Raw genomic sequence first — 13,131 nt, 5'->3', positions numbered from 1 at the left:
GCGGTCAGCCGGCGGCCGGTGTGTCTTGCGAAGCCGACGCGGCTTGTGCAGCCTCTTGCGCTGCATACCAGGGAACGCAAACGTCCAGCCCCTGCGCCAGCGTGTGCGATGGCTCATAGCCCAGCAGGCCGCGCGCCTTGGCCGTGTCGGCTTGGCTGTGGCGAATGTCCCCCGCGCGAAAGTCGCGATAGACGGGCCTGGCCGATGCCGGCACGCCGTTGCCGAGCAGGCGGTCTTTCAGCAACTGGAACAGCGTGTTGAGGCTGGTGCGCTCGCCCACCGCCACGTTGTAGACCTGGTTCTTCGCGGCGGGGTCATGGGTGGTGGCGGCCAGCAGGTTGGCCTGAACGGCGTTGGCCACGTAGCAGAAGTCGCGGCTCGTCTCGCCGTCGCCATTGATGTGGATGGTGTCGCCGCGCAGCAGCGACCGCGTCCAGAGCGGGATCACCGCCGCATAGGCGCCGCCCGGGTCCTGCCGCTGGCCGAACACGTTGAAGTAGCGCAGCCCGATGGCGTGGAAGCCGTAACTGCGGCTGAACACCTGCGCGTACAGCTCGTTGACGTACTTGGTCACGGCGTAGGGCGAAAGGGGCTTTCCGATGGTGTCTTCCACCTTGGGCAGGCCAGGATGGTCGCCATAGGTCGAGCTTGAAGCCGCGTAGGTGAAGCTGCCTACCGCCGCATCCTTGGCGGCCACCAGCATGTTCAAAAAGCCATCGATGTTGGTGCCGTTGGTGGCGATGGGGTCGTTGAGTGACCGCGGAATCGAGCCCAGCGCCGCCTGGTGCAGCACATGGTTCACGCCCGCGCAGGCGCGCCGGCAGGTGTCCAGGTCGCGGATGTCGCCCTCGATGAAGTCGAACGCCTGCCACTGCGCAGCGTTTACCTGCGTGCGCACCTCGTCCAGGTTGCGGCGGTGGCCTGTGGAGAAATTGTCCAGCCCCACCACGCGCTGGTTCAGCCGCAGCAGCGTTTCCAGCAGGTGGCTGCCGATGAAGCCCGCCACACCGGTCACCAGCCAGGTGCGCGGTGCGCGGGCCAATTCGATCTGGAGTGCGTCGTAGGCAATGGACATGGAAAAGTGAAGGAGAGTGGAAGGTCGAAAGAGGATGAAGCGGCCCGCGAGGGCGCAGCTCACAGTCGAATGTCGGATTCTGCGGCGTCCAGCACGTACTTCAGGTCGAAAAGCACATGTTCCGGCTTGCCCATCGCGCGGATGGCTGCGGCGCCCAGTGCGCGGAACTGCTGGTGAGCGACGGCCACGATGATGGCATCGTAGGCGCCGGGCGCAGGCGTGGGCACCAGCGCAATGCCGTATTCGGCCTGTGCTTCGCCCGCATTCACCCACGGGTCGTGCACGTCGGCCTCCACGTCGTATTGCGCCAGTTCTCGCACGATGTCCACCACGCGGGTGTTGCGCAGGTCAGGGCAGTTTTCCTTGAAGGCCAGGCCCATGACCAGCACCTTCGCGCCCTGCACGTGAATGCGCCGCTTCGTCATGGCTTTGACCAATTGCGTGACCACGTAGGCGCCCATGCTGTCGTTCAGCCGCCGGCCAGCCAGGATGATCTCGGGGTGGTAGCCGATCGCCTTGGCCTTGTGCGTCAGGTAGTACGGGTCCACGCCGATGCAGTGGCCGCCCACCAGCCCGGGGCGGAAGTGCTGAAAGTTCCACTTGGTGCCGGCCGCCTGCAGCACGGCCTCGGTATCGATTCCCATGCGGTTGAAGATGAGGGCCAGCTCGTTCACCAGTGCGATGTTCACGTCGCGCTGCGTGTTCTCGATCACCTTGGCTGCCTCGGCAATGCGGATGCTGGCCGCCTTGTGCGTGCCGGCTGTGATGATCTGCGCATAGAGCGAGTCCACCAGTTCGGCCGCCTCGGGCGTGGAGCCGCTGGTGATCTTCACGATGCCGGTCAGCCGGTGGGCCTTGTCGCCCGGGTTGATGCGCTCGGGGCTGTAGCCGGCGAAGAAGTCTTGGTTGAAGCGCAGGCCGGAATGGCGCTCCAGCACCGGCACGCAGTCGTCTTCGGTGGCGCCCGGGTACACGGTGGATTCGTAGACCACCACGTCGCCGGGTTTGAGCAGCCGCGCTACCGCCTCGCTGGCCTGCATCAGCGGGCCCAGGTCGGGTTGCTTGTGCTCGTCGATGGGCGTGGGCACCGTCACGATGAAGACGTTGCAGCCTGCCATGTCGGCCGGCTCATGGGTGAACTGCAGATGCGCCGCCTCGGCCAGCTCTTGCGCGCTCACTTCCAGGGTGTGGTCACGCCCCGCACGCAGCTCGGCGATGCGCTCCTGGCGAATGTCGAAGCCCACCACGGTGCGCTGCTTGCCGAATTCCACCGCCAGCGGCAGACCGACATAGCCCAGGCCAATGACGGCGATGCGAACGGAAGAAAGGGAAGGCAGCATGCGAAGGTGAAACGATGAGTCAGTGGGGCCGTAGCCGTTGAAGGTGCGAGGCGCGCCGGGCTCCTCTATCCTCTATTGTGTCCGGCCCCCGGCCTCTTTCAGACTTGCCGTCGTTTTCACCATGCTCCAGTCTTCTCCACTCCTGACAACCGCCATGCGCGACGTGCTCGACCGCATGGCCCGCGCCGGCCGCCCGCCGCTGCACACGCTCGGCCCCGTGCGCGCACGCGCCGCTTACGAGGCCGGCGCCGGCGTGCTCGAAGTGCCCAAAGCCACGCTGGCCCGTGTGGAAGAGCTGGGCATTCCCACGCGCGACGGTACTGTCTTGCCGGCGCGGCTCTACGCCGATCAGCCCGCGGGCGAGGCAGGCGGCCCCGGCTTGCCGTTGCTGTTGTACCTGCACGGCGGTGGCTTCACCGTGGGCAGCGTGCAGACCCACGACGTGCTGTGCCGCGAGCTGGCACGCCTGGCCGGCTGCATCGTGGTGTCGCTGGACTACCGGCTCGCGCCCGAGCACCGCTTTCCGACCGCGTCGAACGACGCCTGGGACGCGCTGGCCTGGCTGGCGGCCCATGCGGCCGAGCTGGGTGCCGACGCCGCCCGGCTGGCGGTGGGCGGCGACAGCGCGGGCGGCACGCTGGCGGCGGTGAACGCCATCCTGGCGCGCGACGCGGGCCTGCCGCTGGCGCTGCAGTTGCTGATCTACCCCGGCACCACGGCGCATCAGGACACGGCATCGCACCAGCGCTTCGCGCACGGCCTGGTGCTGGATGCCGAAGCCATCGACTGGTTCTTCGGCCACTATGTCTCCAGTCCGCAAGAGCGCGAGGACTGGCGGTTCGCGCCCCTGCTGGCGCCCGATGTGGACGGCGTGGCGCCCGCCTGGGTGGGCCTGGCCGAATGCGATCCACTGGTGGACGAAGGCGTGGCCTATGCCGACAAGCTGCGCGCCGCCGGCGTGGCGGTGGACCTGGAAATCTACCGGGGCGTGACCCACGAATTCATCAAGATGGGCCGCGCCATTCCCGAAGCGCGCCAGGCCCATGCCGACGCGGCCCGCGCCCTGCGCGCTGCCTTTGGAACCCACCCACGCCAAGACCGATGACCACGCCAGACACGACCCGCGACCAGTTTCGCTGCCTGCACCGCCTGCGCGTGCGCTGGGCCGAAGTGGACATGCAGAAGATCGTTTTCAACGCGCATTACCTGATGTACGCGGACAACGCCATGGGCGAGTACTGGCGCTTGCTGGCCGTGCCCTACGAGGCTGGCATGCAGGCGCTGGGCGGCGAGCTGTACGTGAAGAAGGCCACGCTGGAATACCACGCATCGGCCCGGCTCGACGACGTGCTGGACGTGGGGCTGCGCTGCGTGCGCGTGGGCACCTCGTCGCTGTTGTTCGCCTTCGCCATCTTCTGCGGCGACCGGCTGCTGGTGTCCGGCGAGCTGGTCTACGTGTTCGCCGACCCCGCCACGCAGAAGTCGCGCCCCGTGCCTGCCGTGCTGCGTGCCATGCTGGAGCGCTTCGATGCCGGGCACGGCATGGTCGAGGTGCGCGTGGGCGACTGGGCCACGCTGGGGCGCGAGGCCGCGGCGCTGCGCACGGCGGTGTTCGTTCAGGAGCAGGGCATCGCCGATGCCCTTGAACAGGACGGCCGCGACGACGCGGCCGTGCACGCCGTGGCCTTCAACTACCTGGGCTTGCCGGTAGCCACCGGCCGGCTGCTGCGCGGCGCCGTGGGCGAGGGCCTCATCGGCCGCATGGCGGTGGACCGCGCCGTGCGCGGCCAGCGCTGGGGCCGCGAGGTGCTTGACGCACTGGTGGCCGCCGCAGCGCAGCGGGGCGACAGCGTGGTCACCCTGCATGCGCAGGCCAGCGCCGAAGGCTTCTATCGGCGTGCGGGGTTCGATGTGGTGGGGGCGCCCTATCAGGAAGCCGGCATCACGCATGTGTCCATGGCACGCCGCCTGCCATTTGCTATTTAATTGGTAGCTGGTTACGCTTGATATCAAAGGGTTTCAGATATAAATAACATTGAATCCATTGATTGGCAAGCGCAAGCAGCTCTCTTTTCAGGAGTGAATGGCTGATTGCGGCTCAAGCATTGGCTGGTGCGCCGGCAAAGCGCACGCGCATCTCCAGCCCGGTGGGCCCCGGCCCCGTCTGCATCGTCCAGCCGTGCGCACGGGCGATTTCCTGGCAGATGGACAGGCCCAGCCCGGCACCTTCGTCGCGCCGGCTGGCACCCCGCCAGAAGCGCTCGAACAGGCGTGGCAGATCGGGCGGCGCCACACCCGGGCCCTGGTCACTTACCGTGAAGCCGCTGGCATCGGCCAGCACCGTCACCACCGTGTCGGGCGGGCTGTGCTGAATGGCGTTTTCCAAGAGGTTTTTGAACAGGGTGAACAGCGCACCGCGGTCGGCTTGCCAGTCACCAGCGGCGGCATCGACCTGGTGTGCGATGCGCACGCCGCTCTGTCGGGCCACCCGGTCCATGTAGTCGCAGACCTCGGCCACCGCCGCCTGCGGCAGCACGGCTTCGATGTGGTAGTTGCGCGGCTCGCTGGCTTCGGCCAAGTGCAGCAACTGCTGCACCTGCCGGGCCATGCGGTCCACGTCCTGCAGCAAGTAGGGGTTGCGCTGGTCGCTCGGCTCCAGCTCGATCTGCGCGCGGATCAGCGCCAGCGGGGTCTTGAGTTCGTGTGCCGCGTTGGCCGTAAACTCCTGCTGCGTGCGAAAGCCGGTCTGCAGCCGGTCCAGCGCATGGTTGAAGGCTTCCACCAGGGGCGACAGTTCCTTGGGCAGGCCGTCTGCACGCAGCCTCGCATCCAGTGTCTGCGGTGGCCACGTCCAGCGCGTTGGACGTGACCGCTTCCGACAACCCCCAAGCGGCGGCCTCCAGCGCCGCGCGCCGCACCGTCTGCCCGGCCTTGCGCGCCAGGCACAGCATGATCTGCAGCTCGGCCGCCGACAGCGAAATGGTCGCGCCGTGGCAGACCATGTGGCTGTGTTCAGAACTCACGCGGATGTCGCCGAACGACGGGTCCAGGTCGCGCACGGCGGCCGGCCTCCGCAGCAGCGCACGCACGCGGGCGATGAGTTCTTCCATCGGAAAGGGCTTGGTCGGGTAGTCGTCTGCGCCGCCGTCCAGGCCCTCGATGCGGTCGCGCAACGCGTCGCGTGCTGTCAGCATCAGGCAGGGGCTGGCGCGGCCGGCGGTGCGCAGGCGCTTGACGAGTTGCAGCCCGTCGCCGTCGGGCAGGCCCCTGTCGATCACTAACACGCCGTAGTCGATGCTTGTCGACGCCAGCCAGGCGGTGTGGATGTCATGGAAGACGTCCGCCTCGATGCCGGCATTGGCCAATGCCTGTCGCGCCAGTTCGGCCAGCCGGGTATGGTCTTCGACGAGGGGGATGCGATTCATTCGGTGCCCCGTGCTGCATCTGCCGCAGTGCTGGCCTGAGCCGGGGCAGGTGCTGCGTCGATCACCGAAAGCAGACGATCCCGTTCGGCCGCCAAAGTCGTTGGCGTGAGGGTCTGCACCGACGCCATGCCGTGAAAGGCGGCCGCCGAATGCGCGCCTGCCCAGCACAACACCAGGCCTTCTACCGCCGCGCGGCAATGCTGCGACGGGTCGTGATCCGCCGTGTACTGCGCGCATGCTTCGGCCACGAAGTCGTGCCAGATGGTCTGGTAGCAGGGCTGCATTAGCAGTTGCAGGGCCAGCTCCTGTGCCCCGGAGTGTTGCAGCGCGCAGTCGCACACGCTGCGCACATAGGCGCGCACGTGGCGGGCAGGCCCTGGTGCCTCGGTCGCCAGTGCGCTCAGCCACTTTGCGCGAAAGGCCCGTATCAACCGCTCGAAGACCGCATCGAGCCGGGCCTGGCGACTTGCACAAAGCAACGCGAGAGGCCGCGCGATACCGACGCGGTGCGCATCGCCGTGCGACCCATCCGGCGCCGTGCCTGTCGGCAATGCTGCAAGGCAGGGCGCAAGACGCGGCGTGTTCGGGCTGGCAAGGCGTCCCATCGGGATCAGAAGCGGTACAGATAGCCGGCGGAAACGTGCGAAACACTCGACCGGCCGGCGATGGGGCTGTTCTTGGTCTCGTCCGGCAGGCTAGTGACGGCGAGATCCATGAAGATGGCCTGGCGCGCCTGCAGTTGATAGTCTGCTCGCAGCCCGGCCCCGAGCGCGGTAGCAGCCTTGCCGCTGTATTGCGAGCGGCCGGGCAGGGCCTCTCTGGCCTTCACGCCGTAGTAGTAATCCACATACTTCTTGTCCAGCCACTGCGCCTGCACGCGTGGCGTGAGTGCGAATGCGCCGAAGCTGAATCGCCGGTCCACCTGCAGCTGCAATTGCTGGCCCTTGCTGTTTCCGGAGGCGTCGGCGATCCATTCGGCAGACAGCTGGGCGAGCGGGGTCTTCCATGACGCGGCGCCGCCGGCCCAGAAGCTTTCTTTGCGCTCGTCCATGCCGGCCAAGGCGGGGGAGTCGCTGGCTTCGTAGCCGACGCCCTCGTACTTCAGTCGTGCGGCCAGCTCGATCGAGCCGTAGCCCCCGTGCCAGTTCGCCAGCTTGAGGTCGGCCGAGGGCCCGGCGATGCGAAGCCAGGAGTTTTCCACGTACAGCAGCGGCAGCGCGCGTTTCTTGTTGTCCACGCCCTGGTACGGCTGTTGAAAGACTCCACCGCCCAGGCCCAGGCCCCATTGCGTGGATGCGGAGCCGGGCTTGTCGCCCTGCGATGCGCTGGTTCCGCTGGAGCCCGTCTGCGCCGCCACCGGGGCCAGCATGCCCGCGCCGATGGCGCAGAAAGCGGAAAGGTTGACCAGGTATTGCAAGACCTTGGCGCGCGATGCAGGGAGGTGGTGGTGAAGCACGGGAGTTCGCTGGATGTTGAGACATGCCGATGGTCGGGCAGGCCGCCTTACTGGCGACTTACCGGATGGATCTGCCCGGCGCCCCCGTGCTGCCGATCGCGTCGCCCCGCCCCCAGCGGCTCAGATGTCTTCCAGCAGGGTGTAAGGCAGCGGCTGCAGCGTCAGCGCAGGGCCGCCTGCGCTGGTGGCGTTCAACGCCTCGGCGCTGGCGGCACTGATCTGCATGGACACCAGCAGATCGACGCCACCGCCCGGTGCGGGCGCTGTCTGCACGATGGTGCCGACGGGCTGCTCCGCGTCGCCATGGGCAAAAACCTCGGCGCCGACGGCCACGTCCCCTGCCGTGTGTGCCAGATAGGCGCGGCGCTTGAGCGTGCCGCGGAACTGGCTGCGTGCCACCACTTCCTGGCCCGGGTAGCAGCCTTTCTTGAAGTTCACCCCACCCACCGACTCGTAATTGAGCATTTGCGGCACGAAGGCCTCAACCAGCGGGGCGGTCAGCGTGGCGATGCCGCTTTGCACCTCGCTCCATTGCCACAGCGCGTCGCTCAGCACTGGGCCAGCAGGCGCGAGCGTGCCAGCAGGTGCGACCCACAGCGCGCGCGCTTGGCCCTGTGCCGGGTACAGCCGCACCACCGATGCACCATCCACATCGCGCTTGGCCCAGGCGGCGCCAGCCTCTGGCAACAGGGCCTGTGCAGCGGTGCCGGCCAGTCCGTAGACGGCGAAGTCTTCGGTGGCATCGGTCAGCTTGGCTTTGGCCCGCATGACGAACATGGACAGCCGCTTGAGCGTGGGTGCCAGCAAGTCGCGCGAGCAGATCAGCAGGATCTCGGTGGGGCTGCGCTTGAATCCGATGAAGCTTGCCTGCATGCGCCCCTTGGCCGACAAAAAGGCCGCCAGCCTGGCTTCTTGCAGGCCCAGCAGGGCGAAGTCCTGCGTGAGCTGGCCTTGCAGAAAAGAGGCTGCATCTTCGCCTTCGACGCGGATCACACCCATGTGGGCAAGAGGAGCAACACCATCAAGGAGCGGGGGCAGTGAGGAGGTCATGCCTGAATTATGATGCCCGGTTCCTTTCATACAGGCAGCAGGGTCGTGCGTCGTTTCCTCGCGTTGGTGTTGGTCATTATTTTGGCGGCGGGCGCCACGGCAGCCTGGTGGCTGCACGCGCCCATGCCGGTCGGCCCACGCGCGGGCGTGTCGGTCAACGAGCCGCTGGAGCTGGCCATCGAGCCCGGCACCACGCCGCGCGGCGTGGCCCAGGCCGTGGCTGCGGCGGGCGTGGCCATCGACGCGCGCGTGCTCTACGCCTGGTTCCGCGTATCGGGCCAGGACAGGGCCATCAAGGCCGGCAACTATGAAATCCCCGTGGGCACGACGCCCCGCGGCCTGCTGCAAAAGCTGGTGCGCGGCGAAGAGGCCTTGCGTGCCGTGACGCTGGTGGAGGGCTGGACCTTCCGGCAGGTGCGCCAGGCGCTCGCCCGCGAAGAGCAGCTGAAGGCCGAGACGGCCAACCTGTCGGAGGCTGAAATCATGCAGCGGCTCGGCCGGCCTGGTGTTGCGGCAGAAGGGCGCTTCTTTCCCGATACTTACACCTACGCCAAGGGCAGCACCGACCTGGCCGTTCTGCGCCGTGCGCTGCACGCCATGGACAAGAAGCTGGAAGCCGCCTGGGCCCAGCGCGTGGCCGACTCGCCGCTCAAGTCTGCTGACGAGGCGCTGGTGCTGGCCAGCATCGTCGAGAAGGAAACCGGCCGCGCATCCGACCGGGCGCAGATCGCCGGCGTGTTCACCAACCGTCTGCGCGTGGGCATGCTGCTGCAGACCGATCCCACCGTCATCTACGGCCTGGGCGAGAAGTTCGACGGCAACCTGCGCCGGCGCGACCTGCAGACCGACACGCCCTGGAATACCTACACCCGCCCCGGCCTGCCGCCCACGCCCATCGCCATGCCCGGCAAGGCGGCGCTGCTGGCAGCGGTGCAGCCCGAGCGCACGCCTGCGCTGTATTTCGTCTCGCGCGGCGACGGCACCAGCCACTTCAGCCCGACGCTGGACGAACACAACCGCGCGGTAAACCGCTACCAGCGCGGCCAGCAATGACAAGGCCAGCCATGGGCTCCCCTGCGACGACACCCCTGAATGCGGACGGCACGCTGCCCGCGCCGCAGGGCCGCTTCATCACGTTCGAAGGCATCGATGGCGCGGGCAAGTCGTCGCACATCGATGCTTTGGCCGCCGCGCTGCGTGCGCAAGGCCGCGAGGTGGTGGTGACGCGCGAACCTGGCGGCACGCCCTTGGCTGAGAAGCTGCGTACCCTGCTGCTGAACGACGCGATGGACCCGCTGACGGAGGCCTTGCTGATCTTCGCCGGCCGCCATGACCACTTGCGCTGCGTGATCGAGCCTGCGCTGGCGCGCGGCGACGTCGTGCTGTGCGACCGATTCACCGATGCCACCTTTGCTTATCAGGGCGCTGGCCGGGGCTTCGATACTCGCGTGCTATCAATTTTAGAGCGTCTTGCGCAATCCACATCAGCGCTAGAGGCCGATTTGATTCGAAATCCAGACATCACGCTGTGGTTCGACCTGCCGCCGGCCGAGGCCGCCGCGCGACTGGCCGGCGCACGGGCGCCAGACCGTTTCGAGTCGCAGCCGCAGGAGTTCTTCGCCCGCGTGGCGCAAGGTTATGCCGACCGGGCTGCCAGCGCGCCCGGGCGATTCGTGCGCCTGGATGCGCGCCAGGAACGCGGCGCCGTCTGGGCGCAATTGGCTGACGCGCTCACCGCACGCGGCTATCTGCGTGTGGCACAAGCCGGAGCCACCGAATGAGCGCTGCGACCACTGCCGCGCCGCCCGCGCCGGCACTCGCGCCCTGGATCGCCCACCAGCGGCAGTCACTGCTGGCCCAGCGCGGCCATGCCTGGATGCTGCAGGGCCCGTCCGGCCTGGGTCAGTACCCGCTGGCGCTGGAGCTGGTGCGTGCCTGGCTGTGCGACACGGCTACGCCCGAGGGCGCCTGCGGTGTCTGCACCAGCTGCCACGCCATCGACGTGCATGCGCATGCCGACTTGTGCGTGCTGATGCCTGAAACGCAAATGATCGAACTGGGCTGGCCGCTGCCCGAAAAGGCGCAGTCCGATATCGACGACAAGAAGCGCAAGGCCAGCCGCGAGATCCGCGTGGATGCCATGCGCGATGCGGTGGAGTTTTGCCAGCGCACCTCGGCGCGCGGGCGGGGCAAGGCCGTGCTGGTGTACCCGGCCGAGCAGATGAACCACGTCACCGCCAATGCGCTGCTCAAGACGCTGGAAGAGCCGCCGGGCGACGTGCGCTTTGTGCTGGCGACGGAAGCCGCCCACCAGTTGCTGCCGACCATCCGCAGCCGCTGCCTGGGCCACACCATGGTCTGGCCGCAGGGTGCCGCGATGCGCGATTGGCTGACCGGGCAGGGCGTGGCAGCAGATGCCGCAACCGCGTTTTTGCGCGCAGCGGGCGGACGGCCCGACGACGCGCTGGCGCTGGCCCGCGCCGGCCGCAGTCCCGAGGCCTGGTCGCGCCTGCCCCGCGCCATGGCGCGCGGCGACGTGACGGCGCTGTCCGATTGGTCGCCCGCACAGGCGGTGGACGCGCTGCAAAAGCTCTGCTACGACCTGCTCGCCCACCGCGTGGGCGCCACGCCGCGCTACTTCGACGCGGCCGATCTGCCCGCGCCGCCGGGTGTTGGCCCGTTGACGCGCTGGGGCCGTGCGCTGGCCAAAGAGGCGCGTACGGCGGAGCACCCGTTCAATGCCGGACTGATGCTGGAAGCCTTGGCCGCCCAGGCGCGAAACACCCTACACTCGCGGCATTGAAGCCCCCCATCGCCCCATGAACAGCCCCACTACCGCGCCGCGTCCCAGTGTCATGCAGCTGGCCATCAAGGAAAAGGCGGCCTTGTACGCTGCCTACATTCCTTTTTTCGCCGAAGGCGGCATCTTCGTGCCCACACCGCGGGAATACCGGTTGGGTGACGACGTTTACGTGCTGCTGACGCTGCCTGAAGACACGCAACGCTACCCCGTGGCCGGGCGTGTGGCCTGGGTGACCCCTGCGCGGGCTGCGGGTAACCGAACGCAGGGCGTCGGGATCCAGTTTCCGAAGGACGAAAAGTCCCGCCAGCTGAAGGCCAAGATCGAAGAGATTCTGGGCACTGCCTTGGGTTCCGATCGGCCGACCCAGACGATCTGACTGCCGCACGCCCCGCGCACAGCGTAACCAGCCAGCCTCCAATGCCGACCGTGCTGCACGGTCGGCATTTGCTTTTGTGGATACTGGCAAGGCTCGCGCAGGCGGGCCCCACTTTTCTCCATACCGCATGTTTACCGATTCGCACTGCCATCTCAATTTTCCTGAACTGCTGGAGCAGTTGCCGCAGATTCGCCAGGCCATGGCCGACGCCCGTGTGGACCGCGCCCTGTGCATCTGCACCACGTTGGAGGAATTTGCCGGTGTGCATGCGCTGGCCACGGGCTACGACAACTTCTGGGCCACGGTAGGCGTTCATCCGGACAACGAAGGGGTTGCCGAGCCCTCACTGCAAGACCTGCTGGACGGTGCAGCGTTGCCGCGCGTGGTGGCCATCGGTGAAACCGGGCTCGACTACTACGGCATGGAAGACCGCAAGGGCGGGCGCACTGTGGCAGATCTGGAGTGGCAGCGGCAGCGCTTTCGCACCCACATTCGCGCGGGGCGTGCGTGCGCCAAGCCGTTGGTCATCCACACCCGCAGCGCATCCGACGACACGCTCGCCATCCTGAAGGAAGAGGGCGAGGATGGCCCGGGTAATCAGGCGGGCGGCGTGTTCCACTGCTTTACCGAAACGGCAGAAGTCGCCCGGGCCGCGCTCGATCTGGGTTACTACATCTCGTTTTCGGGCATCGTCACTTTCAAGAACGCGCAGCATTTGCGCGACGTGGCCGCTTTCGTGCCCATGGACCGGTTGCTGATCGAGACTGACAGCCCTTACCTTGCGCCCGTGCCGTATCGGGGCAAGACCAATAATCCGTCGTACGTGCCATTCGTGGCGCAGCAACTGGCCGCCGTGAAGGGCGTGCCAGTCGAGGCGGTGGCCGAGGCCACCAGCCGCAATTTCGATAACCTGTTTTTCAAGGGGGCGACGCCATGATTCATCGGCGGCATTGCATGACCTGGATGGCTCTGCTCGCGATGGGCGGCTGCGCCCACGCCGGAGCGTTCGACGACTTCTTCACCGCCATCATTCGCGACGATGGTGGCGCCATCACCGCGCTGGTGCGGCGCGGCTTCGATCCCAACACCCGCGATGCCAAGGGCCAGGTCGGCCTGACGCTGGCGCTGAAGGAAGGCTCGATGAAAGCCTTCGACGCTTTGATGAAGTCGCGCGGTATCAAGGTGGAAGCGCGCAATGCGCAGGATGAAAGCCCGCTGATGATGGCCGCGATCAAGGGCAATCTGCCGGCGGCTCGCGCACTGATTGCCCAAGATGCTGACGTGAACAAGACGGGCTGGGCGCCTCTGCACTACGCCGCGTCTTGCACGACCGACGACGCTGCGGCTATGACGTCGCTGTTGCTGGACAACCATGCGTACATCGATGCAGGCTCGCCCAACGGCACCACGCCGCTGATGATGGCGGTGCGCTATGGGGCGTCGGAAGTGGCCCGCGTGCTGCTGGAGCAGGGCGCCGATGTGACAATCAAGAACCAGCTGGGTATGACAGCCCGCGACTTCGCCGTGGGCGCCGACCGCAAGGACATGGTCGATCTCATCTCCGAGGCGATGCGCAAGCGGCAGCCCCGGCAGGGCAAGTGGTGAC

At 67.3% G+C, this 13,131-nt stretch carries 14 protein-coding genes and 1 pseudogene; 8 read left to right on the top strand and 7 right to left on the bottom strand.

Annotated features, from left to right (window positions below; all coding sequences use genetic code 11):
- Nucleotides 1-4 precede the first annotated feature (4 nt).
- Together RQI28_RS03070 and tviB are read right to left on the bottom strand one after the other, a co-directional pair.
- Complete coding sequence (locus tag RQI28_RS03070) at nucleotides 5-1,075, bottom strand: NAD-dependent epimerase/dehydratase family protein (protein WP_311221105.1); 1,071 nt, start codon at nucleotides 1,073-1,075, stop codon at nucleotides 5-7.
- Nucleotides 1,076-1,134: 59 nt separating this feature from the next.
- Complete coding sequence (tviB, locus tag RQI28_RS03065) at nucleotides 1,135-2,415, bottom strand: Vi polysaccharide biosynthesis UDP-N-acetylglucosamine C-6 dehydrogenase TviB (protein WP_311221104.1); 1,281 nt, start codon at nucleotides 2,413-2,415, stop codon at nucleotides 1,135-1,137.
- A gap of 121 nt (nucleotides 2,416-2,536) precedes the next feature.
- On the opposite strand from tviB, the gene RQI28_RS03060 reads away from it, so the two are divergent.
- Both RQI28_RS03060 and RQI28_RS03055 read left to right on the top strand, forming a co-directional pair.
- The gene (locus RQI28_RS03060; protein ID WP_311221103.1) at nucleotides 2,537-3,520 is read left to right on the top strand and encodes an alpha/beta hydrolase; all 984 of its coding nucleotides are present in this window, start codon (nucleotides 2,537-2,539) and stop codon (nucleotides 3,518-3,520) included.
- Nucleotides 3,517-4,401 (top strand): YbgC/FadM family acyl-CoA thioesterase, encoded by an 885-nt coding sequence (locus tag RQI28_RS03055; RefSeq protein ID WP_311221102.1) that lies wholly within the window; start codon nucleotides 3,517-3,519, stop codon nucleotides 4,399-4,401. The genes RQI28_RS03060 and RQI28_RS03055 overlap by 4 nt, the downstream gene beginning before the upstream one ends.
- Nucleotides 4,402-4,513: 112 nt before the next feature.
- Here RQI28_RS03055 and RQI28_RS03050 read toward each other — a convergent pair whose 3' ends face one another.
- From RQI28_RS03050 to RQI28_RS03030, 5 genes and pseudogenes are all read right to left on the bottom strand, one after another.
- Complete coding sequence (locus RQI28_RS03050) at nucleotides 4,514-5,197, bottom strand: HAMP domain-containing sensor histidine kinase (RefSeq protein ID WP_311221101.1); 684 nt, start codon at nucleotides 5,195-5,197, stop codon at nucleotides 4,514-4,516.
- A gap of 73 nt (nucleotides 5,198-5,270) precedes the next feature.
- A pseudogene (locus RQI28_RS19710) lies at nucleotides 5,271-5,840 on the bottom strand (response regulator transcription factor); the annotation flags it as partial.
- A complete protein-coding gene (locus tag RQI28_RS03040; RefSeq protein WP_311221100.1) occupies nucleotides 5,837-6,445 on the bottom strand; it encodes a hypothetical protein in 609 nt (202 codons plus the stop codon). The pseudogene RQI28_RS19710 and the gene RQI28_RS03040, both read right to left, overlap by 4 nt.
- Nucleotides 6,446-6,450: 5 nt before the next feature.
- On the bottom strand, nucleotides 6,451-7,296 hold the full coding sequence (locus RQI28_RS03035) for a MipA/OmpV family protein (RefSeq protein WP_311221099.1): 846 nt from the start codon (nucleotides 7,294-7,296) through the stop codon (nucleotides 6,451-6,453).
- A 120-nt stretch (nucleotides 7,297-7,416) separates the two neighbouring features.
- Nucleotides 7,417-8,346, bottom strand: coding sequence for a folate-binding protein (locus RQI28_RS03030; protein WP_311221098.1), 930 nt, complete (start codon nucleotides 8,344-8,346; stop codon nucleotides 7,417-7,419).
- A gap of 9 nt (nucleotides 8,347-8,355) precedes the next feature.
- On the opposite strand from RQI28_RS03030, the gene mltG reads away from it, so the two are divergent.
- From mltG to RQI28_RS03000, 6 genes are all read left to right on the top strand, one after another.
- Entirely contained in the window at nucleotides 8,356-9,399 is a 1,044-nt protein-coding gene (gene mltG, locus RQI28_RS03025; protein WP_311221097.1) for an endolytic transglycosylase MltG, read from the top strand.
- Nucleotides 9,400-9,410: 11 nt separating this feature from the next.
- Nucleotides 9,411-10,127, top strand: a complete 717-nt coding sequence (tmk, locus tag RQI28_RS03020; RefSeq protein WP_311221096.1) for a dTMP kinase — start codon at nucleotides 9,411-9,413, stop codon at nucleotides 10,125-10,127.
- Entirely contained in the window at nucleotides 10,124-11,149 is a 1,026-nt protein-coding gene (locus RQI28_RS03015) for a DNA polymerase III subunit delta' (RefSeq protein WP_311221095.1), read from the top strand. The genes tmk and RQI28_RS03015 overlap by 4 nt, the downstream gene beginning before the upstream one ends.
- A gap of 16 nt (nucleotides 11,150-11,165) precedes the next feature.
- On the top strand, nucleotides 11,166-11,525 hold the full coding sequence (locus RQI28_RS03010) for a PilZ domain-containing protein (protein ID WP_311221094.1): 360 nt from the start codon (nucleotides 11,166-11,168) through the stop codon (nucleotides 11,523-11,525).
- A 127-nt stretch (nucleotides 11,526-11,652) separates the two neighbouring features.
- Entirely contained in the window at nucleotides 11,653-12,462 is an 810-nt protein-coding gene (locus RQI28_RS03005) for a TatD family hydrolase (protein WP_311221093.1), read from the top strand.
- Nucleotides 12,463-12,479: 17 nt separating this feature from the next.
- Nucleotides 12,480-13,130 (top strand): ankyrin repeat domain-containing protein, encoded by a 651-nt coding sequence (locus RQI28_RS03000; protein ID WP_311221092.1) that lies wholly within the window; start codon nucleotides 12,480-12,482, stop codon nucleotides 13,128-13,130.
- Nucleotide 13,131: the final 1 nt, after the last annotated feature.

It is taken from the genome of Acidovorax sp. WCS2018Noco2-16, from assembly GCF_031843945.1.
GTDB lineage: Bacteria > Pseudomonadota > Gammaproteobacteria > Burkholderiales > Burkholderiaceae_C > Paracidovorax.
The sequence above is the reverse complement of the archived record's forward strand: the minus strand, read 5'-3'. Positions and strand labels throughout refer to the sequence as shown.

Excerpts from the sequence above, each read along its gene's own strand:
- RQI28_RS03070 (WP_311221105.1), bottom strand. The coding sequence starts at position 1,075 with ATGTCCATTGCCTACGACGCACTCCAGATCGAATTGGCCCGCGCACCG.
- tviB (WP_311221104.1), bottom strand. The coding sequence starts at position 2,415 with ATGCTGCCTTCCCTTTCTTCCGTTCGCATCGCCGTCATTGGCCTGGGC.
- RQI28_RS03060 (WP_311221103.1), top strand. The coding sequence starts at position 2,537 with ATGCTCCAGTCTTCTCCACTCCTGACAACCGCCATGCGCGACGTGCTC.
- RQI28_RS03055 (WP_311221102.1), top strand. The coding sequence starts at position 3,517 with ATGACCACGCCAGACACGACCCGCGACCAGTTTCGCTGCCTGCACCGC.
- RQI28_RS03040 (WP_311221100.1), bottom strand. The coding sequence starts at position 6,445 with ATGGGACGCCTTGCCAGCCCGAACACGCCGCGTCTTGCGCCCTGCCTT.
- RQI28_RS03030 (WP_311221098.1), bottom strand. The coding sequence starts at position 8,346 with ATGACCTCCTCACTGCCCCCGCTCCTTGATGGTGTTGCTCCTCTTGCC.
- mltG (WP_311221097.1), top strand. The coding sequence starts at position 8,356 with ATGATGCCCGGTTCCTTTCATACAGGCAGCAGGGTCGTGCGTCGTTTC.
- tmk (WP_311221096.1), top strand. The coding sequence starts at position 9,411 with ATGGGCTCCCCTGCGACGACACCCCTGAATGCGGACGGCACGCTGCCC.
- RQI28_RS03015 (WP_311221095.1), top strand. The coding sequence starts at position 10,124 with ATGAGCGCTGCGACCACTGCCGCGCCGCCCGCGCCGGCACTCGCGCCC.
- RQI28_RS03010 (WP_311221094.1), top strand. The coding sequence starts at position 11,166 with ATGAACAGCCCCACTACCGCGCCGCGTCCCAGTGTCATGCAGCTGGCC.
- RQI28_RS03005 (WP_311221093.1), top strand. The coding sequence starts at position 11,653 with ATGTTTACCGATTCGCACTGCCATCTCAATTTTCCTGAACTGCTGGAG.
- RQI28_RS03000 (WP_311221092.1), top strand. The coding sequence starts at position 12,480 with ATGACCTGGATGGCTCTGCTCGCGATGGGCGGCTGCGCCCACGCCGGA.